This is a genomic window from Ramlibacter lithotrophicus, from assembly GCF_012184415.1.
Classification (GTDB): Bacteria; Pseudomonadota; Gammaproteobacteria; order Burkholderiales; family Burkholderiaceae_C; genus Ramlibacter; species Ramlibacter lithotrophicus.
In genome coordinates this window covers 25,954-44,880 of record NZ_VTOX01000011.1, presented here as the reverse complement: position 1 = coordinate 44,880, position 18,927 = coordinate 25,954, and the positions used below count along the sequence as shown (strand labels likewise).

Genomic DNA, 18,927 nt, shown 5'->3' with positions numbered 1-18,927 from the left:
GCTTATCGAAGGTGGTACAGGATCGCGAGGCTGCCGGCGTAGGCGAGCAGCACCGCCAGGGAGTCGATGCCCATGCGGGCGATGGTGCGGTCGCGCCGCTCGATCAGGCCGACCAGATAGATGCACACCAGCAGGGCGGCCGTGACGGCAGCGAAGAGGGAGAAGCGCCCGACCTCGTTGAGGACGGGCGGGCCGGCGTAGACCGCGTCGACCAGGAACACCAGCGCCACGTTGAACAGGCCGGTGCCGAAGATGTCGGAGATGGCCATTTCGTAGCGCCGCAGCTTCACGGCGGCGAGCACCGCGCTGATCTCGGGCAGCGACGTCGACAGCGCCAGGAACACCGCGCCCACGAAGTTCCGCCCGAGGCCGGTCTGGGCGGCGATCGCATCGCCGGCGCGGCTGAGGACGAAGCCGGCCACCAGGATCACGGCGGCGCCGGCGGCGAGCTTGAGCAACAGCGGCTTCAGGTGTCCGCCATCCGTTTGCGTCGGCTCGTGGACCGGGGCCTGCTCCGTCTGCTCCTGCGTCTTGTGCACGAGCCAGACGCGGCTGCCCTGCGCGTTGGCGATGGTCCAGATGGACAGCAGGTACAGGACCAGCAGGCCCCATGACCACGCGCCCTCGCCGAGGAGCGGCCGGTCACCGACGGCAACGCCCGCGACGAACAGGAGCAGCAGCATCACCGTTGCCGTGCCTTGCAGCAGCAGCAGGGGCGTGCCCGCGATCACCGTCAGCGCCTGCTTGCCGATGATCGCGTCGGCCACGGCCAGGATGGCGATCTGCATCGCCACGCCACCCAGCAGGTTGTTGACGGAAAGCGCCGGCGCCCCGGCGGCCGCGGAGGATAGCGCGACGGCAACCTCCGGCAGCGAGGTGATGCCCGCCAGCAGCACCAACCCGACCGTGGCATGGCCGATACCGCTGGCAATGGCCAGGTCGTCCGCGTAGTGCGCGACCTTCGTGCCGGTGATCCACACGACGGCGGCCGACGCAGCGAATACGGCGGCGTTGAGGCCGGGCGGGTTGGAGCTGAAATCGAGCGGTTCCACGCGAGGTCCGGTCGGCGCGCTCAACGCAGGCTGCCCAGGTAATCGGCCAGGGCGGCGAGTTCCTCGGTGGAGAACTGCCGATAGGCGGGCATGCGGCTGCCGGGCTTGAGCGCCTGGCTGTCGCTGATCCAGCGCGCCATGTTCGCTCTCGTGTTCGGCAGCGTGCCGGCGGCCAGCCACTCCCGGCTGCCGACGTCGGTCAGGTCCGGTCCGATCGTGCCGGCGGCCTCGGTGCCGCGCACCGCGTGGCAGAGGCCGCAGCCGTTGCGCGAGAACAGGTCGCGCCCCGGCGCGCCGGGCCGCTCGCCGGCGCCCGCCGTTGCTCCGCGTCGTTGCGCGATCCAGCCGGCGTAGTCGTCGCGCGCCAGCGCGACCACGTGGAATGCCATCTTCGCGTGCTGGCCACCGCAGTATTCGGCGCACTGGCCGCGGTACGTGCCCGGCGCCGTCGCGCGCAAACGCATCCGGTTCACGCGGCCGGGGATCATGTCGATCTTGCCGGCCAGCGCCGGCACCCAGAAGCTGTGGATCACGTTGGGCGAGATCAGGTCGAGCTGCACCGGCTCCCCGGCGGGAATGCGGATCTCGTTGGCGGTTTCGAACAGCGCGTTGCCGCGCTCGTCGAGGTAGCGCACGCGCCACCACCATAGCTCGGCCGCGACCTCGATGCGGGCGGCGGCAGGCGCCTGCTGCCCCGTCACCATCGCCGAGGCGGCGCTGAAGGTGTAGACCAGCAGGGCCGACAGCACCACCACCGGAAAGACGACGCCGGCGCCGACGAGCCAGCGGCGGTGCGACAGCGCGGCGCGCAGCCGGGCCGGGCCGAGCATGGCCGCGCCGAGCACCAGCATCACGGCCGCGAAAATCACGCCCCCGCCGATGAAGAGGACGTTGGTGATCGCCAGGGTCTGAGCCGCGAGGTCCCCCGCCGGCTCGAAGGCGGCGATCTGCGCATGGGCCGCGGCGGGCAGGACCGCGAGGAGGCAGATCGTCAATGCGGACGGCATGGAGAGGAGCAGTTGATGAGGCGGTTGCGATGGCGCGGCGTGGCACTGGCGGTGCCGGCGCGCCCATCGATTGGCACAAATGATTCACGAATCGCGGCCGCGATGGCGCGCGGTGCGGGCCGGCTACGCGTTTTTTTCACTTGCTTTGGTTTGTTACCGGCCGGAACAAACGGTTGCGCGCCGCCGCGCCGAGCCGCTCCCGCAGAATGAAACGCTTCACCTGGGCCGTCGGCGCGCCACCGCCGCGAGCCAGCGCATCCATGCCGCCGTCACGACAACGATCCACCTTGCGCGCGACGATTGCTCGCGCACCCAGCCCGGCGCACTGCAACCGCTGGCCGTTGCAGTGGCTGCTCGCGTCGGTGGCCTTGCTCGTCGGTTGCAGCGAGTCGCCTCCGAAGCTGCACGTTGCCGGCGGCGAAGCCGGGCGCGGCAAGGCGGTGATCGAGCGCTACGGCTGCCCGGCGTGTCACACCATTCCCGGCATCCCTGCCTACGGCGCGAACGTCGGACCGCCGCTGGGCCAGCTCGCATCCCGCGTCTACCTTGCCGGCGTGCTGCCCAACCTTCCGGACAACCTGGTGCGATGGCTGCAGGACCCGCCGGCCGTCGCACCGCGGACGGTGATGCCCAAGCTTGGCGTTTCCGAAGCGGAGGCTCGGGACATGGCCGCCTACCTGTATTCCGTCCACTGAACCGTGGCGATGACGATCAGGCTGCGCACGCTCGCCATGGCCGCCTTGCTGCTGCTGGGGCTGGGCGGCGCCGGCGCGGGGCTGGTGGTCTGGCTGGGCCTCTACGACATCTCGGCGACCGACCAGCACACGGCGCCCGTCTACCACGTGCTCGACTACGCGATGCGGCGCTCGGTCATGGCGCGGGCAGACGAGGACGCCGTGCCGAATCTCCGCGATGCCCAGCGCGTGCGCCGCGGCGCCGCGCACTACCGCGAGCACTGCGTCCAGTGCCATGGCGCCCCGGGGGTCGCTCCGGGCGCGCTCGCCTTGGGCATGACGCCGGCGCCGGCCAACCTGGTGGCCACGGCGCGCACCTGGAAGCCCGCGGAGACGTTCTGGGTGGTCAAGCACGGCGTCAAGATGAGCGGCATGCCGGCGTGGCAATACCGCATGACCGACGACGAGATCTGGGACACGGTCGCCTTCGTCGAGGCCAGCGTGGGCATGACGCCGCGCGAGTATGCGGCGATGACGCAGGATGCCGCGCCGCCTCGCCACCAGCGCGAGCAGGGCGCCGGTGGCGGCGCCACGCTGGCCTCGGCCGCGCCGCGCGGGGATCCGGACGCCGGGCGCCGGGCCGCGCATCACTACCTGTGCGCGACGTGCCACGTCATCCCGGGCATCGTCGGCGCCAACCGGCACGTCGGGCCGCCGCTGACCGGCATGGGCACGCGCCGTTCCATCGGCGGCGTCGTTCCCAACACGCCCGACAACATGGTCCGATGGCTGCAGAACCCGCAGCAGTTCGATCCGCTGTCGGCGATGCCGGCGCTGGGGCTGGCCGAGCGCGACGCACGCGACATCGCGGCTTTCCTGGCCACGCTGGACGAGGTGCACTGACGGCCTTATCGGGAGAACGCAATGACGCCACGTTATGTCTTCATGGTCGCCGTGCTGCTGGGACCTTTCGGCTGCGACTCCGATCCGGGGCGCGGACCCAAGCCCGAGACGCGTGCGATCGCGCTCGCCGCGGCGTCGTCAGCCGCGCGCCTGCAGCAGCTGCCAGAAGGCCTCGGCGGCGCCGCCGAGCGGCGCGACGGACCGGAACAGGCAGATTTCGAGGGGAATGTCCTGCCCGGCTGACAGCGCCCGCACCAGGTGGCCGGCCTCCATCTCGGCCTGCGCCAGGCTGTGCGGCAGCCACGCCAGGCCATCGCCGCTGCGCACCATCGGCAGCAGGGCCGCGGCCAGGTGCGACGTGAGCACCGGACGATGCGTGGAGCGGGCGTGCTGCGGTGGCGCCAGCGATTCGACGATGCGGCCGATGCCCGAGTCCGGGCTGTAGCCCAGGTAGGAGATGTCGCCGCCATGGCCGGGGCGCCAGCGCGGCTTGCCGCTCTCGTCGGCGGCGGTCAGCGCGACCAGCCGGTCGTGGCCGACGACCAGGAACGTGAAATCGTCGCGCGGCAGCGGCACTTCGACGGCCGGATGCCGATGGCACAGGAGGAATTGCGCCTGGCCGTGCAGCAGCATCTGCTCGCAGGCTGCCATGCTGCCGGTGTTGAGCTGGATCTCGCCGAAGTCCGCCTGCTGCCCGAGGATCCTCATCCAGCCCGGAAAGAACGTGAACGACAAGGTCTGCGTGGCCGCGAACCGCAGCGTCCGCGACTCCTTGCCGCCAGCGTCCCTGGCCTCCTGCCGCAGCGCAAGCAGCTGCCGCACGACATGCTCCGCGTCCTGACGGAACCGCTCGCCGGCCGCCGTGAGGCTGCAGCCGTGCGGCGTGCGGTTGAACAGGGGAACGCCGATCCACTCCTCCAGTGCGCGAATGCGGCGGCTGAAGGCGGGCTGGGTGACGTGGCGGGCCGCGGCGGCCCGCGAGAAGTTGCCGCACTCGGCGAGCGCGACGAAATCCTGCAGCCAGACCAGTTCCATGCAGCGAGCGCCTGGTGCAGCTTATCCGGCGCTTCCCGGGCGATGCCGCAACGGCATCGCGCGGCCGCGAAACGGCATTGGCCCCGCGCCGCCCGCGGCCGTACCCTTGGCGACGTCAATCGAACTGGAGCTGCACATGCGAATTACCGAGATCAGGGAAAAGACCGTTTCCATCGCGTCGCCGATGGCCAATGCCTACATCGACTTCTCGAAGATGACGTGCTCGGTCGTCGCGGTGGTGACCGACGTCGTGCGCGACGGCAAGCCCGTGGTGGGCTACGGGTTCAATTCTAATGGCCGCTACGGGCAGGGCGCGCTGATGCGCGAGCGCTTCATCGACCGGGTGCTGACCGCCAATCCCGACAGCCTCGTCGACCGCGAGCACGACAACCTGGATCCGTTCGCGATCTGGAAGACCCTGATGACCAACGAGAAGCCGGGCGGCCACGGCGAGCGCTCGGTGGCCGTCGGCACCATCGACATGGCCGTGTGGGACGCGGTCGCCAAGATCGAGGGCAAGCCCTTGTACCGGCTGCTAGCGGACCGCTACCGCGGTGGCGAGGCCGACGACAAGGTGTGGGTGTATGCCGCCGGCGGCTACTACTACCCGGGCAAGGACCACGGCAAGCTGCAGGACGAGATGCGCGGGTATCTCGATCGCGGCTACAAGGTCGTGAAGATGAAGATCGGCGCCGCCAGCCTCGAAGAGGACCTGCGCCGTATCGAGGCGGTGCTGGCCGTCGTGGGCGACGGCAAGTACCTCGCCGTCGACGCCAACGGCCGGTTCGACCTCAAGACCGCGATCGCCTATGCCAAGGCGCTGCTGCCCTACGGCCTGTTCTGGTACGAGGAAGCCGGCGACCCGCTCGACTACGCCTTGCAGGCCGAACTGGCCGGGCACTATCCGGGCGCGCTCGCCACCGGCGAGAACCTGTTCAGCCACCAGGACGCGCGCAACCTGCTGCGCTATGGCGGGATGCGCCCCGACCGCGACTGGCTGCAGTTCGACTGCGCGCTGTCGTACGGCCTGGTCGAGTACATGCGCACGCTGGATGTCATGAAGGAGCTTGGCTGGTCGACGCGGCGCGTGGTGCCTCACGGCGGCCACCAGATGTCGTTGAACATCGCGGCCGGCCTGCACCTGGGCGGCAACGAGTCGTACCCGGACGTATTCCAGCCGTTCGGCGGCTTTGCCGACGGCATCTCGGTGCAGGACGGCTACGTCGGCCTGCCCCAGGTGCCCGGCGTCGGCTTCGAAGCCAAGGCGGCGCTGTACGAGGTGATGCGCCAGCTGGCGTGACACAAGCTGGCATCATCCTGGGCGGCCCGAGGAGACTTCCGTGGATTTTTCGCCCGACACGCTTGCTCGCCTGAACGACAACCTGCTGTACCACGCGCTGGGCATCCGGATCGAGCACTGCGGCGGCGGACAGGCGCGGGCCACGCTCGCACCCACGGCGAATGCCTGCTGGCCTTCGCCGGGCAGCCCGCACGGCGGCGTGCTGTTCACGGTAATCGACACCACCATGGCCTGGGCCGCGATGTCGCTGGCCGGGCCCGGCGAGAGCGTCGCCACCGTCGACTGCAGCATCCAGTACCCCGCGCCGGCGACGCACGGCCCGTTCACGTGCGAAGCGGCGAGCCTGCGGAAGACCGGCCGCACCGTCTTCATGCGCGCCGAGATCCTCGATGGTCGCGCCGGCGTGGTCGCCCTCGGCCAGGGCACGTTCCGGATCATTCGCGAGCAGGCCGGCTGACGGCGCAGGACGGAGCGGCGACGGCCTATGGCCTGCGGTAGGCTCGCTCGATGGAAATCGTCGTCACCGAGGCCGAGGGCCTGCGCCTGCTGAACTTCGGCACCCGGTGGTGCCAGGGCGTGATGCGCATAGCCGCACCGGACCGGCTGGAACTGGAGTACGCCGTGCGGATGTCGGCGTGGCTGCTCTTCCACGACCCGGAGTCGCTGGCCGGCAAGCACCTCGTCACCCTGGGTCTGGGCGCCGGTTCGCTGACGAAGTTCGCCCATCGCGTGCTCGGCATGCACGCGACCGCCGTCGAGATCGATGCGGGCGTGATCGAAGCGTGCCGCGCGCACTTCATGCTGCCGCCCGACGGCAACGGGCTGCGGGTGGTGCACGGCGATGCCGCCGAATACATCGCGCGGCCGGCCACCCGTCGCAGCATCGACGTGCTGCAGGTGGATGCCTATACCGGCTCGGTCGACAAGCCCGTGCTCGATACCGAGGCCTTCTACGCCGGCTGCCGCACCGGCTTGCGCGAAGGCGGCACCGTCGCGGTGAACCTGATCGGCCGGGCCCTCGATGCGCGCGCGTGCGTCGCGCGGCTGCGCGAAGGCCTGCGGCCGCGTGCGCTGTGGCAGTTTCCGCCCACCGAGGCCGGCAACGTGGTCGTGATCGCGCACTGCGGCGAACTGCCGCCCGAGCATGTGCTTGCCGCGCGGGCCGCGGAAATCGAGCGGCGCTGGGACCTGCCGGCGCCGGCCTGGCTGGCGATGGCGCGCCGCTCGGCGCCGGCTGCGCCGGCACCTGGCAGGTGAACGTCACCGACCGGACTCGGTCCCGGCCCGGCTGTCCGCGCATTCCTACGCAACTGGCGACGCGGGACCTACGCAAGGGATCGGCGCTTGGCCGTACGCTCGTGCATTGCACGCGGGGGAGCCGCGAGGAAAGGAAGCAGGCATGAATTCGGTCGAGAGCGGTCTGGAGCGGTGGCGGTCCACCTACGGCGAATGGGTGTTGGCGGACCTGGAACTGCGTACCGCACGCCAGCGCAACCCCGGCGGGCGCGCGGTGGCGATCCTCGAGGAAAAGGTGCGCCGGCTGAAGGACGAATGCAGCGCGGTGCAGGACTCGGTCAGCCGTTCCCTGCGCTCGCAGGATCGTCCGACGGCCCACGACGCGCAGTGACCTCGCGGTCGGGACGGAAGTACCGTCCCGGCCCAGGGGGTCGGTCAGCGGCCGGAGTCCCGGTCCGTGTCCCGTTCGCTTCGCGCGGCCGAAGCGCGGCCGTCATTGCGGTCGCGCGAAGGACGCGCGCTGTCCGCGGCCATGGCGTGGCCGGTGCCGAAGCCTTGCGACGCGGGACGGCCCCGGTTGCGGTCGGGCTGCCAGCCGGTGGCGCGAGTCGCGGCGGCATCGTCGGCATTCACCGCCACGCCGGCTTCGTAGACCATCTTTCCGCCGAGCCAGCCGGAGACGCCGAGCAGCGCGATCGACACGGCCGACAGCGCAAGCGATGCGCCGTGGCCGATCGAATCCTGCAGGCGCAGCCACGCGTTGGCGGCGAACAGGGCGACGACGACCAGGTTGAGGACCATGTGCTTGATGGCGGTCTTCTGGATGGGGCGGCCGCGCAGCGACAGCAGGTCGACCAGCCCGGGGAGCGCCGCCGCCAGCGCGCCGAGGATGCCGCCCACCATCGCGTATTCGGATGCGGTGACCCAGCTGGCCGGCTCCGCGACACGGGTCGCGATGACGTCGCAGGCGAACGAGAACAGCCACAACCCGATCGGGATGGGAACGAGCATCGGGTGGATTGGATGGCCGGCGAGCTGGGCGGGCGTGCGCATGGCAGGGCTCCTCTGTGCGGAACCCCACCATCACCCGGGGCGCTTCATGGCGCTGTAGGACCGGCTTGCGACTGGATGCCGGACGGGACCGGCGCCGCCGCAGCGTTGGTCAGGCCAGCCTCACTTCGGATTGCCAGCCTGCGGAACCGGCGGTGGTGCATCGGCGGCGACCAAGGCTCCCACCGAGATGATGAAATCGGCCGCGCTGTTGATGTCGGCCTGCAGCGCCGTCCTCGCCGCCTCGCTGTCGCGGGCCTGTATCGCGCGGACCAGACTGGCGTGGTGGCTCAGGGCGACGCGCTCACCGACCCGCGTGGGGCCGGATCGCAAGTCGTAGTTGAGGATAGGTCCTATCCTCAGCCACAACGCTTCGATGAGCTGCAGCAGCACCGGCATGCGCGCGCCGCGGTAGATGGCAAAGTGCAGTTCCTTGTTGAAGGAAATCAGGTGCGAGCCGTCCGGCTGTTTCTTTGCCATTTCGTGCGTGAACCGCTCGTGCCATAGCACCACCTGCTGGATCTCAGCGGTCTCCATCGTCGCGGTCGAGGCAGCCGTCGCCATCCCTTCGAGATTCGTGCGAATGCTGGTGATCTCGCGGAACTGGCTCACCGACATCCGTGGCACCCGCAGCGTCCGGTTCGGCGAGATTTCCAGTGCCTGCTCGGCCGCCAGCCGTTGAACGGCCTCCCGTACCGGCATGACGCTGACTCCCAACGCCTGCGCCATGTTGCGCAGCGAGATCTGCTCGCCCGGCATCATGCGGCCGCTGATGAGCAGTTCCTTGAACTGGTCGTAGACGTCTCCACTCAACGTTTGGCGTTTCAGCGGCGTGACCAGGCTCGTGACTGACATGTGACTCCATCCATGAACCCGGATTTTCGCCGGTGTGGAAACGGCCCGGCGCGGCGGGTCGCAGGGTAATCCCGTATCAGATATCTGTGATCACAACGTTACCATGCGCGGGCCGAGGGCGACACCCTCATTTCCCGCATCGCTGCGGATTCACCACGAGGAGACAGCACATGAATGACAAAAAGAGCTTGCCCGCGCAGCAAGACCGGCGGCTTGTCCTGGGCGCGATGGCGACGGCGGCCCTCGGCCTCGGTGCGCCGGCCATCTTGCGGGCGCAGTCCAATTCGATCCGCATCGGCCACCTGACGCCGCGCACTGGCTTCCTGGGCCCGATGGGCGAGTACGCGGTCATGGGCGTCACGCTCGCCGTGGAGGAGATCAACGCCGCCGGCGGCGTGCTCGGCCGGCCTTACGAACTGCTGATGGAAGACAGCGTCAATCCCCAGACGGCCTCCACCAAGGCGCAACGCATGGTCGAGCGCGACCGGGTGGACGTGATCGTCGGCGAAATCAGTTCGGCGTCCGGCTTGGCCATCGCGCAGGTTGCCTCGCGCGCGCAGAAGCTGTTCCTGCAGACCGGCTGCAATTCGGACGAACTGCGCGGCAAGAGCTGCAGCCGCTACATGTTCCACCTCGAGGCCAACAACAGCATGTACGTGCGCACCATCGGGCGCGAGATGCTGCGCCAGAACATGGTCAAGGGCAAGCGCTGGATGGCGTTCACCGCCGACTACGCCTTCGGCCACGACCTGTTCGAGAAGACCAAGCGCTTCATGGACCAGAACGGCGCCGTCTTCGTCTCCAACGACAACATCCCGACCGACGCGACCGAATACAGCTCGATGATCCTGAAGATCCGGCAGCAGCGGCCGGACCTGGTCATGAGCAACCTGGCCGGCAACCAGACGACGAACTTCATGAAGCAGTACCGGGAGTTCAACCTGCCGATCCCGCTGGCCGGCGCCGACCTCAACGCGTCCAGCATCTGGGGCGCCGGGGAGGGCAGTTTCTCCGGAACCTGGCCCATCATCTGGACGCACCAGGTCCAGTCGCCGACCGCCAAGGCCTTCACCGAGCGCTTCACCAAGCGCTGGGGCCGGCCGCCCGACAACCAGGCCGTGGCCGACTACCTGGCGGTGAAGGTCCTGGCCCGAGCGATGCAGGAAACGAAGACCACCGACGTGCAGAAACTCATCGGCTACCTGGAGAGCGGCGTCAAGTTCGACGTCCTGCGCGCCCGCGAAGGCTACTTCCGCCCGTGGGACCACCAGCTGATGTTCGAGATGTACACCGTCAAGCCGGCCGAGGGCAAGCCGGCAAGCAAGTGGGACGTGATGCAGACCAGCGCGTCGGTCCCCGGCCCGAACGAGAGCCTTGAAGTGCTCGCGCCGACCCGCGAGGAAAACGCCTGTACGTTCGCCTGACGGCAGGGGGCCGGGTGCCGCTGCACCCGGCCCGTTGGACACCCCGGGGAGAAAGCGTTGGCTGTCGAATTCGTGTTTCTGGCCGAGCAGGTGATCAACGGCCTGCTGCTCGGCGTCTATTACCTGCTGATCGCGCTGGGGCTGTCCATCATCTTCAGCCTCGGCGGCGTGGTCAACCTGGCCCACGGGGCCTTGTTCGCGATCGGCGCCTACCTGATGGTGCAGGTCACCCAGCTGGCGGGCTACGGCGTGGCCTTCGTGTCCGCGCCGCTGATCGTCGCGGCGCTGGGCATGTTGCTGGAGCGGCTGTTCCTGCGGCATTTCTACAAGGCCGATCCGGTGCTGAGCCTGCTCTTCACGTTCGGGCTGGCGATGATCATCGAGCAGGGGCTGCGCATGGCCTACGGCGCCTCGCCGCTGCAATTCAATATTCCCGCCTTCGCCCGTGGCCAGCTGGCGATCGGCGACTTCATGTACCCGTACTACCGCATCGGCATGCTCGCGGTGGCGGCCACGACGCTGACGGCCACCTGGGTGCTGCTGAACCGGACGTCGTTCGGCAAGGTGGTGAAGGCCGGCGTCGCGGACCCGGAGATGGTGCGGGCGCTCGGGATCTCGCTCGGTCCGGTACTGACGGCGGTGTGCGGCATCGGCATCGGCATGGCGGGACTGGCCGGCGTGCTGCTGGCGCCCATCACGGGAGTGCATCCGGCGATGGGACAGGAGATCATGACCGCGGCCTTCGTCGTCGTCGTCATCGGCGGACTGGGCAGTTTCTGGGGCGTGGTGGTGGCGGCGCTGCTGGTCGGCGTGATCCGGGGCCTGACCACCTACTTCTTTCCGCCCGCGTCCGAGGCGTCGCTATACGTCCTGATGTTGATCGTCCTGCTGCTGCGTCCGCGCGGGCTGATGGGTGAGCGCATGGATCGCCTGGAGTGAAGCCCGTGAGCACGAACGCAAGAACCCTTCAGGGCCTCCAGGTGGACCAGCAGGCGGCCGCCACCCGTTCCTCCGCCTGGCGCGAGGCCAAGGTCGCCGCCGGCATGGCGCTCGGACTGGTCGTGCTGCCGTTCGCCCTGCAGGCCGGCGGGCTGACCATGACCTCCGCGGTCGACTGCGTGCTGCTCGCGATGGTCGGCCTCGGCCTGAACCTGCTGCTCGGCTCGACGGGCCTCGTCTCGTTCGGCCATGCGGCGTGGTTCGGGCTTGGCGCCTATGCGGTGGCGATCATCCAGCTGCGCTACTTCCCGGGCTCGGTCGTCCTGCCGCTGGCCCTGTCGGCGGCGCTGGTGCTGGGGGCATCGGCCGTCCTCGGGGCACTGATCCTTCGCCGCAAGGGCGTGTACTTCTCGCTGCTGACGCTGGCGCTCAGCGCGCTCGCGTTCACGGTGGCGTTTCGCTGGACGGCGCTGACCGGCGGTGAGAACGGCCTGGGCGGCGTCGAGCGGCGATCGGTCCTGGGCATCTCCCTCGACAATCCCTGGAACTTCTACGTCTTCGTGGCGGTGATCGCGCTGCTGGTGGGCATGTTCATGCTGCGCCTGACGCAGTCGCCGTTCGGCAAGGTGCTGGTCGCCATCCGCGAGAACCAGCAGCGCACGGGCTTCATCGGCTTCCCGATCGGCCGCTACAAGCTGGCCGCGTTCGTCATTTCCGCGCTGGTCACCGGCCTCGCCGGCGGCCTGTCGGTGCTCAATCACCGGATCGCCTCGGCCGAGATGCTCTCGGTGCCCTTCTCCGGCGAACTGCTGGCGATGGTGCTGATCGGCGGCATGCGCAGCTTCGCGGGGCCGTTGATCGGCGCGCTGTTCTTCCTGCTCTTCCGCGAATACCTCTCGCAGTACACGGAGAACTGGCTGCTGTTCTTCGGCCTGGTGTTCGTGGCCTTCATCCTGCTGTCGCCCTCGGGCCTGGTCGGCATCGGCGCACGGCTGCTGCGCTGGCTCCGTCCCGAGGCCACCGTGTCGGCCGCCATGGCCGCGCGCAAGACGCCGGCGACGGCGCAGCCGTTCCCGTCCTTCCTGCCGGGCGGCGGCGAGGCGGCGCTGGTCGCGGACAACGTGAGCCTGCATTTCGGCCCGTTCAAGGCCGTCAGCAACGTGAACCTGAAGGTCATGCCGGCCGGTTTGCATGCGCTGATCGGCCCGAACGGCGCCGGCAAGACCTCGCTGTTCAACCTGCTGTCCGGCATGTTCACGCCGGCCACGGGCTCGATCCGCCTGGGCGACCGGGTTTTCGGCGGCAACGATCCGACGGCGGTCTGCGCAGCCGGCATCAGCCGGTCGTTCCAGATCACCAATCTCTTCGGCGGGCTGTCGGTGCGCGACAACCTCCGGCTCGCGGTCATGGCGCGCGACCGCCACCGTTTCTCGATGCTGCGCCGCGCCGACGCGCTCGAGCACACCGAAGCGCAGACCGACGAACTGGTGCGCTTCCTCGGCGTCGACGGCATGGAAGCTGCGCCGGCGGAGGATCTTTCCTACGGCGGCCAGCGCCTGGTGGACATGGGGCTCGCCCTCGGCTCGGCGCCGCGCATCCTGCTACTGGACGAACCGCTGGCCGGATTGGCCGCGGCCGAGCGCGAACGCATCGGGCGCCTGATCCGCCAGTTGGCGCAGCGCATCGGGGTGCTGCTGGTGGAGCACGACGTGGACCGCGTCTTCGAGCTGTCCGACCGCATCACCGTGATGAGCATGGGGACGGTGCTGGTGGAGGGCCCTCCGGCCGCCGTGCGCACCGACCAGCGGGTTCGGGAAATCTACATCGGCTCGGGGACCGAGGCACTGGCGCAGAAGGTGGTGCCCACCCGCCTCGGCGAGGACGTGTGCATCGCCGTCGCCGGCATCGAGGCGTACTACGGCAAGAGCCACATACTCTCGGGCATCGGCTTCGAGGCGCGCGACGGCGAAGTGCTGGCCGTGCTGGGCCGCAACGGCGCCGGCAAGTCGACGCTGCTCAAGAGCCTGATCGGCATGGCCCGGCTGGGCGCCGGCGAAGTGCGCATCGCGGGGCGCACCATCACGGCGCCGGTGCCCGAGGTGATGGCGCGGCTGGGGATCGCGTTCGTGCCGCAGGGCCGGCGGCTGTTCCCCGGGCTCACCGTGCGGGACAACCTGATGCTCGGCCGGCTGCGCCGCCGCGGCGCCGGTGCCAACGCCTGGACCGACGATCGGATCTTCACGATCTTCCCGCAGCTGCGCCAGCGCTACGACGTCAACGTGGAGCTGCTCTCGGGCGGCGAGCAGCAGATGGTCGCCATCGCGCGCGCGCTCGCCGGTCACGTCAAGGTGCTGCTGCTGGACGAGCCGTTCGAGGGCCTGTCGCCGGCGATGACCGAGGAGGTGTTCAACGCCATCCTGCGCCTGAAGGGTGAGGTGACGATGCTGATCGTCGACCACAACCTCGACCTGACGCTGGCGCTGGCGGACCGCGCCATCGTGCTCGACCGCGGCCGCGTCTCCCATCACGGGCCGGCGCTGCCGCTGCTCAAGGACCTGGACTTCCGGCGCGAGAAGCTCTGGATCTGAAGCCAATCCACCCGGACCATCAACACAGAGAGAAGCACGATCCATGCTGAAAGATCCTTCACTGGCCGGCCTGCGGGTCCTGGTCACCGCCGGCGGCAGCGGCATCGGCCTGGTCATGGCGCGCGGCTTCGCCGAAGCGGGGGCGAAGGTGTTCGTCTGCGACATCGACGCGGCGGCACTGGCGCAGGCGCGGGCGGCGGTTGCCGGCCTCAACGGGTGCGTGGCCGACGTCGCCGACGAAGCCAGTGTCGAAGCGATGTTCGCGCAGGTCGACGCGGCCCTCGGGGGACTCGACGTGCTGGTCAACAACGCCGGCGTCGCTGGCCCCACGGCGCTGATCGCGGATCTGCGGCGGGAAGACATCGTGCGGACCCTGGACGTCAACGTGGTCGGCCAGTTCCTCTGCGCCAAGCACGCCGTGCACCGGCTGCGGCGGGCGCGCAGTCCTTCGATCCTCAACATGTCCTCGGCCGCCGGTCACCTGGGCATGCCCGGGCGTTCCGCGTACTCCGCGTCGAAGTGGGCAGTGATCGGGTTGACCAAGTCGCTCGCGATCGAGCTGGGCCGCGAAGGAATCCGCGTCAATGCGGTGCTTCCGGGCGCGGTGGACGGGCCGCGCATCCGGGCGGTGATCGCCGCGAAAGCCGGTGTCAGCGGAGCCAGCGTGGAAAGCGTGACGCAGGCTTATGAAAGCCAGGCCTCACTCGGGCGCATGGTCACGGCCGAGGACGTCGCCAACACGGTGTTGTTCGCCAGCAGCGCCGCCGCCGCCAGCATCACCGGCCAGGCGCTGGCCGTGGACGGCCACACCCAGGCCTTGAGCTGAAAGAGCAGCATGGACAAGAGCATGAAGATTGCCGTGATCGGGGCCGGGCTGATCGGCCAGGCCTGGGCGCTGGTGTTCGCCCGCGCCGGGTGCGAGGTGCGGCTGTGGGACGGCGACGCGGCGGCACTGGCCCGGTCACGGGTGCTGGTGGGCGAACTGGCGGCCGAGCTCGCTGGCAGCGGCCTGGTTCGGAATGCGGGCGAACTGGTAGCGCGGGTCGCCACCTGCGCGCGGCTGGAGGATGCACTGGGCGGCGTCGACTACGTGCAGGAGAACCTGCCCGAGGTCCTGGCGCTCAAGCGCGAAATCTTCGCGCGCATGGACGCGATCGCGCCGGCCGCCGCGGTGCTGGCCAGCTCCACCTCCAGCATCCCGGCCTCGGCCTTCACCGAGGAGCTCGCGGGGCGCGCCCGCTGCCTGGTCGCCCACCCGGTGAACCCGCCGTATCTCATTCCGGTGGTGGAAGTGTGCGGCGCGCCGTGGACCGGCAGCGACACCATTGACCGATGCCAGGCGCTCATGCTCGCAATCGGCCAGAAGCCGGTCCATGTGCGCAAGGAACTGGAAGGGTTCATCCTCAACCGGTTGCAGGGCGCGCTGCTGCGCGAAGCCTTCCGGCTGGTCGAGCAGGGGTACGTCGACGCCGACGGGCTGGACACCACGGTACGCGACGGGCTGGGCCTGCGCTGGTCGTTCATTGGACCGTTCGAGACGATCGACCTGAACGCCCCGGGCGGCTTGGCCGACTACTGCGGCCGGTACGGCGGTCTGTATCAGTCCATCGCGAAGGAACAGACCTCGACCGAGCCCTGGTCGCCGGAGTTGGTGGCCCGCCTCCATGCGGAGCGCCGCGCCCTGCTGCCGGCCGAGGCACTCGGCGAGCGCCGCACCTGGCGCGACCGCCGCCTGATGGCGCTGGCGCTGCACAAGCAGGCCGCCGGCAAAGAGACAACCTGAGGAATCCCATGAGCAAGAGCCGAAAGGTCATCATCACCTGCGCCCCGACCGGCGCGATCCACACGCCCAGCATGTCGCCGTACCTGCCGGTGACCGCCGACGAGATCGCGGCCGCCGCGATCGCGGCGGCTCAGGCCGGCGCCGCCATCCTGCACCTGCATGCGCGCAATCCCGAGGACGGCCGGCCGTCGCAGGATCCCGAGCTGTTCGTCCCGTTCCTCGAGCAGATCAAGGCGCGGACCGATGCGGTGGTGAACATCACGACCGGCGGCAGTCCCCACATGACCGTGGAGGACCGGATGCGGCCGGCCATGGCGTTCAAGCCCGAGGTGGCGTCGCTGAACATGGGCTCGATGAACTTCGGCCTGTTTCCGATGCTGCAGCGATTCAGGGAATTCAGGCACGAGTGGGAGCGACAGCACCTGGAAAACAGCCGGGACCTGATCTTCAAGAACACGTTCAAGGACATCGAGGCGATCCTGCGCAAGGGCACCGAGAACGGCACCCGCTTCGAGTTCGAGTGCTACGACATCAGCCACCTGTACAACCTGGCCCACTTCCTGGACCGCGGGCTGGTGAGCGGTCCGCTGTTCGTGCAGTCCGTGTTCGGCATCCTGGGCGGGATCGGCCCGCACCCGGAGGACCTCATGCACATGCGGCGCACGGCCGACCGGCTGTTCGGCGACCAGTACCAGTGGTCGATCCTGGGCGCCGGCAAGGGCCAGATCGCCCTGGCCAGCATCGGCGCAGCGATGGGTTCGCACGTGCGCGTGGGGCTGGAGGACTCGCTGTGGATCGGGCCCGGGCAGCTGGCAAAATCGAGTGCCGAGCAGGTGACGCGCATTCGCACCGTGCTGGAGGCGCTGAACCTGGAAGTGGCGACGCCGGCCGAGGCTCGCAGCCTGCTGGGCCTGAAGGGCGCGGACAAGGTCGCCTTCTAGAGCCGACGGCGCGCATCGCGCGCCGGCTCCAACCTGCGGGGAATCACATGATCCGTTTTCTCAAGCGCGGCAAGGACGTGCAAGTGCGCGCCGACGACGACGCCAAGGTGCGCGCGACCGTCGAGGCCATCATCAAGGACGTCGAGGGGCGCGGCGACACGGCCGTGCGCGACTACAGCCGCAAGTTCGACCAGTGGGATCCCGCCGATTTCCGCCTGTCGCAGGCCGACGTCGAGGCGGCGCGCCGGGCGCTGTCCGGGCGCGAGATCGAGGACATCGCCTTCGCGCAGAAGCAGATCCGGCAGTTCGCACGCATCCAGCGCGAGTCCATGAAGGACGTCGAGGTCGAGACGGCGCCCGGCGTCGTCCTGGGCCACAAGCACATTCCCGTGAACGCGGTGGGCTGCTACATCCCGGGCGGCAAGTACCCCATGATCGCGTCGGCCCACATGAGCGTGCTCACGGCCAAGGTGGCCGGCGTCAAGCGCGTGGTGGCGACGGCACCGCCGTTCCAGGGCCGCCCGCATCCCGCGATCGTGACGGCGATGCACATGGCCGGCGCCGACGAGATCCTGGTGCTGGGCGGCGTGCAGGCCGTGGTTGCGATGGCGGTAGGCACGAAGAGCATCGCCCCGGTGGACATGCTGGTCGGTCCCGGAAACATGTACGTGGCCGAAGCCAAGCGCCAGCTCTACGGGCGGGTCGGCATCGACCTGTTCGCCGGTCCCACCGAGACGCTGGTGATCGCCGACGACAGCGTCGACGCGCAACTGTGCGCCGTCGACCTGCTGGGGCAGGCCGAGCACGGCCCCACGTCGCCGGCCGTGCTGCTCACGACCAGCGAGCAGCTGGCGCAGGACACGATGCGCGAGGTCGAGCGGCAACTGCAGGCGCTGCCCACGGCGGCCATCGCCTCGCAAAGCTGGCGCGACTACGGCGAGGTCATCGTCTGCGACAGCGACGCCGAAATGCTGGCCAAGGCCGACGAGCTCGCGTTCGAACACGTGCAGGTGATGACGCGCGACCCCGACTGGTTCCTGGCGAACATGACCAACTACGGTGCGCTGTTCCTGGGACCGCGCACCAACGTCAGCTTCGGCGACAAGGTCATCGGCACCAACCACACGCTGCCGACCAACCGCAACGCCCGCTACACGGGCGGCCTCTGGGTCGGCAAGTTCCTCAAGACCTGCACCTACCAGAAGGTGCTGACCGACGAGGCCAGCGCGCTGATGGGCGAGTACTGTTCCCGCCTGTGCCACATGGAGAATTTCGCCGGGCACGGCGAGCAGGCCAACATCCGGGTGCGCCGCTACGGCCAGCGGCCCGAGCTGCCCTGGTACCAGCCTGTTCCCGCGGAGCGCTGACATGCTGCCGCGCCCCCCGGACTTCCGGCTGGACGGGCGGCGGGCGCTGGTCACCGGCGGCAGCCGCGGGCTTGGACTTGCCGCGGCGGTGGCACTGGCACAGGCAGGCGCGTCGGTCACGCTGGCAGCCCGGTCGGCCGCCGACCTGCAGGCCGCATCGGACCGGATGCGGGGCACGGGACTGGCGTGCGAGACCCTCGTGCTTGACGTCACCGAATCCGCGGCTGTCACGCGCGAGCTGGCGCAGCGCGGTCCGTTCCAGATCCTGGTGAACAACGCCGGCATGAACCGGCCGAAGCCGCTGGTCGAGGTGGAGGACCAGGACATCGACGCCGTTCTGGACCTGAACGTCAAGGCGGCCTTCTACGTCACCCGCACGGTCGCGCGCGGGCTGCTGGCCGCGGGCTTGCCGGGATCCGTGATCAACGTCTCGTCGCAGATGGGGCATGTAGGCAGTCCCCGGCGTACCCTCTACTGCGCGAGCAAGCACGCCATCGAGGGCTTGACCAAGGCGCTGGCCTGGGAGCTCGGAAGCGCCGGCATCCGCGTGAATTCGCTCTGTCCGACGTTCATCGAGACCGACATGACGGCGCCGATGTTCGAGGACCGGCGCTTTCGCGAGTGGGCGACCGGAAACATCGCGCTGGGCCGGATCGGCCGCCCGGAGGAGGTGATGGGTGCTGTCGTCTTCCTGGCCAGCGACGCCTCGAGCCTGATGACCGGCAGCGCGCTCATGCTCGATGGCGGCTGGACGGCCGCTTGAACGTCGCGCG

At 69.4% G+C, this 18,927-nt stretch carries 20 protein-coding genes; 14 read left to right on the top strand and 6 right to left on the bottom strand.

Translation table 11 applies throughout. The annotated features are described in order from the left end of the window. Positions 1-2 precede the first annotated feature (2 nt). The 3 genes from RAMLITH_RS22425 to RAMLITH_RS26150 all read right to left on the bottom strand — a co-directional run bounded on the left by RAMLITH_RS22425 (position 3) and on the right by RAMLITH_RS26150 (position 2,321). A complete protein-coding gene (locus RAMLITH_RS22425) occupies positions 3-1,052 on the bottom strand; it encodes a sodium:calcium antiporter (protein ID WP_168109684.1) in 1,050 nt (349 codons plus the stop codon). Positions 1,053-1,072: 20 nt separating this feature from the next. Next, complete coding sequence (gene coxB / locus RAMLITH_RS22420) at positions 1,073-2,059, bottom strand: cytochrome c oxidase subunit II (protein WP_168109683.1); 987 nt, start codon at positions 2,057-2,059, stop codon at positions 1,073-1,075. 136 nt (positions 2,060-2,195) lie between these two features. Continuing rightward, the gene (locus RAMLITH_RS26150; protein ID WP_272954212.1) at positions 2,196-2,321 is read right to left on the bottom strand and encodes a hypothetical protein; all 126 of its coding nucleotides are present in this window, start codon (positions 2,319-2,321) and stop codon (positions 2,196-2,198) included. Positions 2,322-2,346: 25 nt separating this feature from the next. On the opposite strand from RAMLITH_RS26150, the gene RAMLITH_RS22415 reads away from it, so the two are divergent. Both RAMLITH_RS22415 and RAMLITH_RS22410 read left to right on the top strand, forming a co-directional pair. Continuing rightward, positions 2,347-2,754 carry a c-type cytochrome gene (locus tag RAMLITH_RS22415; RefSeq protein WP_238344337.1) on the top strand — a complete coding sequence of 136 codons (408 nt, stop codon included), beginning with the start codon at positions 2,347-2,349 and terminating at the stop codon, positions 2,752-2,754. A gap of 9 nt (positions 2,755-2,763) precedes the next feature. Beyond that, the gene (locus tag RAMLITH_RS22410; RefSeq protein WP_168109682.1) at positions 2,764-3,636 is read left to right on the top strand and encodes a c-type cytochrome; all 873 of its coding nucleotides are present in this window, start codon (positions 2,764-2,766) and stop codon (positions 3,634-3,636) included. A 138-nt stretch (positions 3,637-3,774) separates the two neighbouring features. On the opposite strand, the gene RAMLITH_RS22405 is transcribed toward RAMLITH_RS22410, so the two are convergent. Beyond that, entirely contained in the window at positions 3,775-4,671 is an 897-nt protein-coding gene (locus tag RAMLITH_RS22405) for a LysR family transcriptional regulator (RefSeq protein ID WP_168109681.1), read from the bottom strand. Positions 4,672-4,807: 136 nt separating this feature from the next. Here RAMLITH_RS22405 and RAMLITH_RS22400 point away from each other — a divergent pair, with 136 nt between their 5' ends. From RAMLITH_RS22400 to RAMLITH_RS22385, 4 genes are all read left to right on the top strand, one after another. Continuing rightward, positions 4,808-5,971, top strand: coding sequence for a mandelate racemase/muconate lactonizing enzyme family protein (locus RAMLITH_RS22400; RefSeq protein WP_168109680.1), 1,164 nt, complete (start codon positions 4,808-4,810; stop codon positions 5,969-5,971). Between the two features lie 40 nt (positions 5,972-6,011). Next, positions 6,012-6,428 carry a hotdog fold thioesterase gene (locus tag RAMLITH_RS22395; RefSeq protein ID WP_168109679.1) on the top strand — a complete coding sequence of 139 codons (417 nt, stop codon included), beginning with the start codon at positions 6,012-6,014 and terminating at the stop codon, positions 6,426-6,428. Positions 6,429-6,478: 50 nt separating this feature from the next. After that, entirely contained in the window at positions 6,479-7,228 is a 750-nt protein-coding gene (locus tag RAMLITH_RS22390) for a class I SAM-dependent methyltransferase (protein ID WP_168109678.1), read from the top strand. 142 nt (positions 7,229-7,370) lie between these two features. Further along, positions 7,371-7,598 (top strand): hypothetical protein, encoded by a 228-nt coding sequence (locus RAMLITH_RS22385; protein ID WP_168109677.1) that lies wholly within the window; start codon positions 7,371-7,373, stop codon positions 7,596-7,598. 44 nt (positions 7,599-7,642) lie between these two features. Here RAMLITH_RS22385 and RAMLITH_RS22380 read toward each other — a convergent pair whose 3' ends face one another. Together RAMLITH_RS22380 and RAMLITH_RS22375 are read right to left on the bottom strand one after the other, a co-directional pair. After that, on the bottom strand, positions 7,643-8,260 hold the full coding sequence (locus RAMLITH_RS22380) for a DUF2231 domain-containing protein (RefSeq protein WP_168109676.1): 618 nt from the start codon (positions 8,258-8,260) through the stop codon (positions 7,643-7,645). 120 nt (positions 8,261-8,380) lie between these two features. Next, positions 8,381-9,112 carry a GntR family transcriptional regulator gene (locus tag RAMLITH_RS22375; protein WP_168109675.1) on the bottom strand — a complete coding sequence of 244 codons (732 nt, stop codon included), beginning with the start codon at positions 9,110-9,112 and terminating at the stop codon, positions 8,381-8,383. Between the two features lie 170 nt (positions 9,113-9,282). Between RAMLITH_RS22375 and RAMLITH_RS22370 the strand changes: the two genes are divergently transcribed. The 8 genes from RAMLITH_RS22370 to RAMLITH_RS22335 are packed head-to-tail and all read left to right on the top strand — an operon-like array spanning position 9,283 to position 18,917. Then, positions 9,283-10,536: an ABC transporter substrate-binding protein gene (locus RAMLITH_RS22370; RefSeq protein WP_181017812.1), complete on the top strand. Its 1,254-nt coding sequence runs from the start codon at positions 9,283-9,285 to the stop codon at positions 10,534-10,536. A gap of 57 nt (positions 10,537-10,593) precedes the next feature. After that, positions 10,594-11,475 carry a branched-chain amino acid ABC transporter permease gene (locus RAMLITH_RS22365; RefSeq protein ID WP_168109674.1) on the top strand — a complete coding sequence of 294 codons (882 nt, stop codon included), beginning with the start codon at positions 10,594-10,596 and terminating at the stop codon, positions 11,473-11,475. A 5-nt stretch (positions 11,476-11,480) separates the two neighbouring features. Further along, positions 11,481-14,063 (top strand): branched-chain amino acid ABC transporter ATP-binding protein/permease, encoded by a 2,583-nt coding sequence (locus tag RAMLITH_RS22360; RefSeq protein ID WP_337786196.1) that lies wholly within the window; start codon positions 11,481-11,483, stop codon positions 14,061-14,063. 43 nt (positions 14,064-14,106) lie between these two features. Beyond that, positions 14,107-14,889, top strand: coding sequence for an SDR family oxidoreductase (locus tag RAMLITH_RS22355; RefSeq protein ID WP_168109673.1), 783 nt, complete (start codon positions 14,107-14,109; stop codon positions 14,887-14,889). Positions 14,890-14,898: 9 nt separating this feature from the next. Further along, positions 14,899-15,846, top strand: coding sequence for a 3-hydroxyacyl-CoA dehydrogenase (locus RAMLITH_RS22350; RefSeq protein WP_238344336.1), 948 nt, complete (start codon positions 14,899-14,901; stop codon positions 15,844-15,846). A gap of 8 nt (positions 15,847-15,854) precedes the next feature. Further along, entirely contained in the window at positions 15,855-16,787 is a 933-nt protein-coding gene (gene kce / locus RAMLITH_RS22345) for a 3,5-dioxohexanoate:acetyl-CoA acetone transferase (RefSeq protein WP_168109672.1), read from the top strand. Positions 16,788-16,834: 47 nt separating this feature from the next. Beyond that, entirely contained in the window at positions 16,835-18,154 is a 1,320-nt protein-coding gene (hisD, locus tag RAMLITH_RS22340) for a histidinol dehydrogenase (RefSeq protein ID WP_168109671.1), read from the top strand. Between the two features lies 1 nt (position 18,155). After that, complete coding sequence (locus RAMLITH_RS22335) at positions 18,156-18,917, top strand: SDR family NAD(P)-dependent oxidoreductase (protein WP_168109670.1); 762 nt, start codon at positions 18,156-18,158, stop codon at positions 18,915-18,917. Positions 18,918-18,927: the final 10 nt, after the last annotated feature.

What these genes read in the sequence shown, in the direction of transcription:
- coxB (WP_168109683.1), bottom strand. Translation starts at nt 2,059, where the DNA reads ATGCCGTCCGCATTGACGATCTGCCTCCTCGCGGTCCTGCCCGCCGCG.
- RAMLITH_RS26150 (WP_272954212.1), bottom strand. Translation starts at nt 2,321, where the DNA reads ATGGATGCGCTGGCTCGCGGCGGTGGCGCGCCGACGGCCCAGGTGAAG.
- RAMLITH_RS22385 (WP_168109677.1), top strand. Translation starts at nt 7,371, where the DNA reads ATGAATTCGGTCGAGAGCGGTCTGGAGCGGTGGCGGTCCACCTACGGC.
- RAMLITH_RS22370 (WP_181017812.1), top strand. Translation starts at nt 9,283, where the DNA reads ATGAATGACAAAAAGAGCTTGCCCGCGCAGCAAGACCGGCGGCTTGTC.
- RAMLITH_RS22355 (WP_168109673.1), top strand. Translation starts at nt 14,107, where the DNA reads ATGCTGAAAGATCCTTCACTGGCCGGCCTGCGGGTCCTGGTCACCGCC.
- kce (WP_168109672.1), top strand. Translation starts at nt 15,855, where the DNA reads ATGAGCAAGAGCCGAAAGGTCATCATCACCTGCGCCCCGACCGGCGCG.
- RAMLITH_RS22350 (WP_238344336.1), top strand. Translation starts at nt 14,899, where the DNA reads ATGGACAAGAGCATGAAGATTGCCGTGATCGGGGCCGGGCTGATCGGC.
- hisD (WP_168109671.1), top strand. Translation starts at nt 16,835, where the DNA reads ATGATCCGTTTTCTCAAGCGCGGCAAGGACGTGCAAGTGCGCGCCGAC.
- RAMLITH_RS22375 (WP_168109675.1), bottom strand. Translation starts at nt 9,112, where the DNA reads ATGTCAGTCACGAGCCTGGTCACGCCGCTGAAACGCCAAACGTTGAGT.
- RAMLITH_RS22380 (WP_168109676.1), bottom strand. Translation starts at nt 8,260, where the DNA reads ATGCGCACGCCCGCCCAGCTCGCCGGCCATCCAATCCACCCGATGCTC.
- RAMLITH_RS22405 (WP_168109681.1), bottom strand. Translation starts at nt 4,671, where the DNA reads ATGGAACTGGTCTGGCTGCAGGATTTCGTCGCGCTCGCCGAGTGCGGC.
- RAMLITH_RS22390 (WP_168109678.1), top strand. Translation starts at nt 6,479, where the DNA reads ATGGAAATCGTCGTCACCGAGGCCGAGGGCCTGCGCCTGCTGAACTTC.
- RAMLITH_RS22410 (WP_168109682.1), top strand. Translation starts at nt 2,764, where the DNA reads ATGACGATCAGGCTGCGCACGCTCGCCATGGCCGCCTTGCTGCTGCTG.
- RAMLITH_RS22400 (WP_168109680.1), top strand. Translation starts at nt 4,808, where the DNA reads ATGCGAATTACCGAGATCAGGGAAAAGACCGTTTCCATCGCGTCGCCG.
- RAMLITH_RS22335 (WP_168109670.1), top strand. Translation starts at nt 18,156, where the DNA reads ATGCTGCCGCGCCCCCCGGACTTCCGGCTGGACGGGCGGCGGGCGCTG.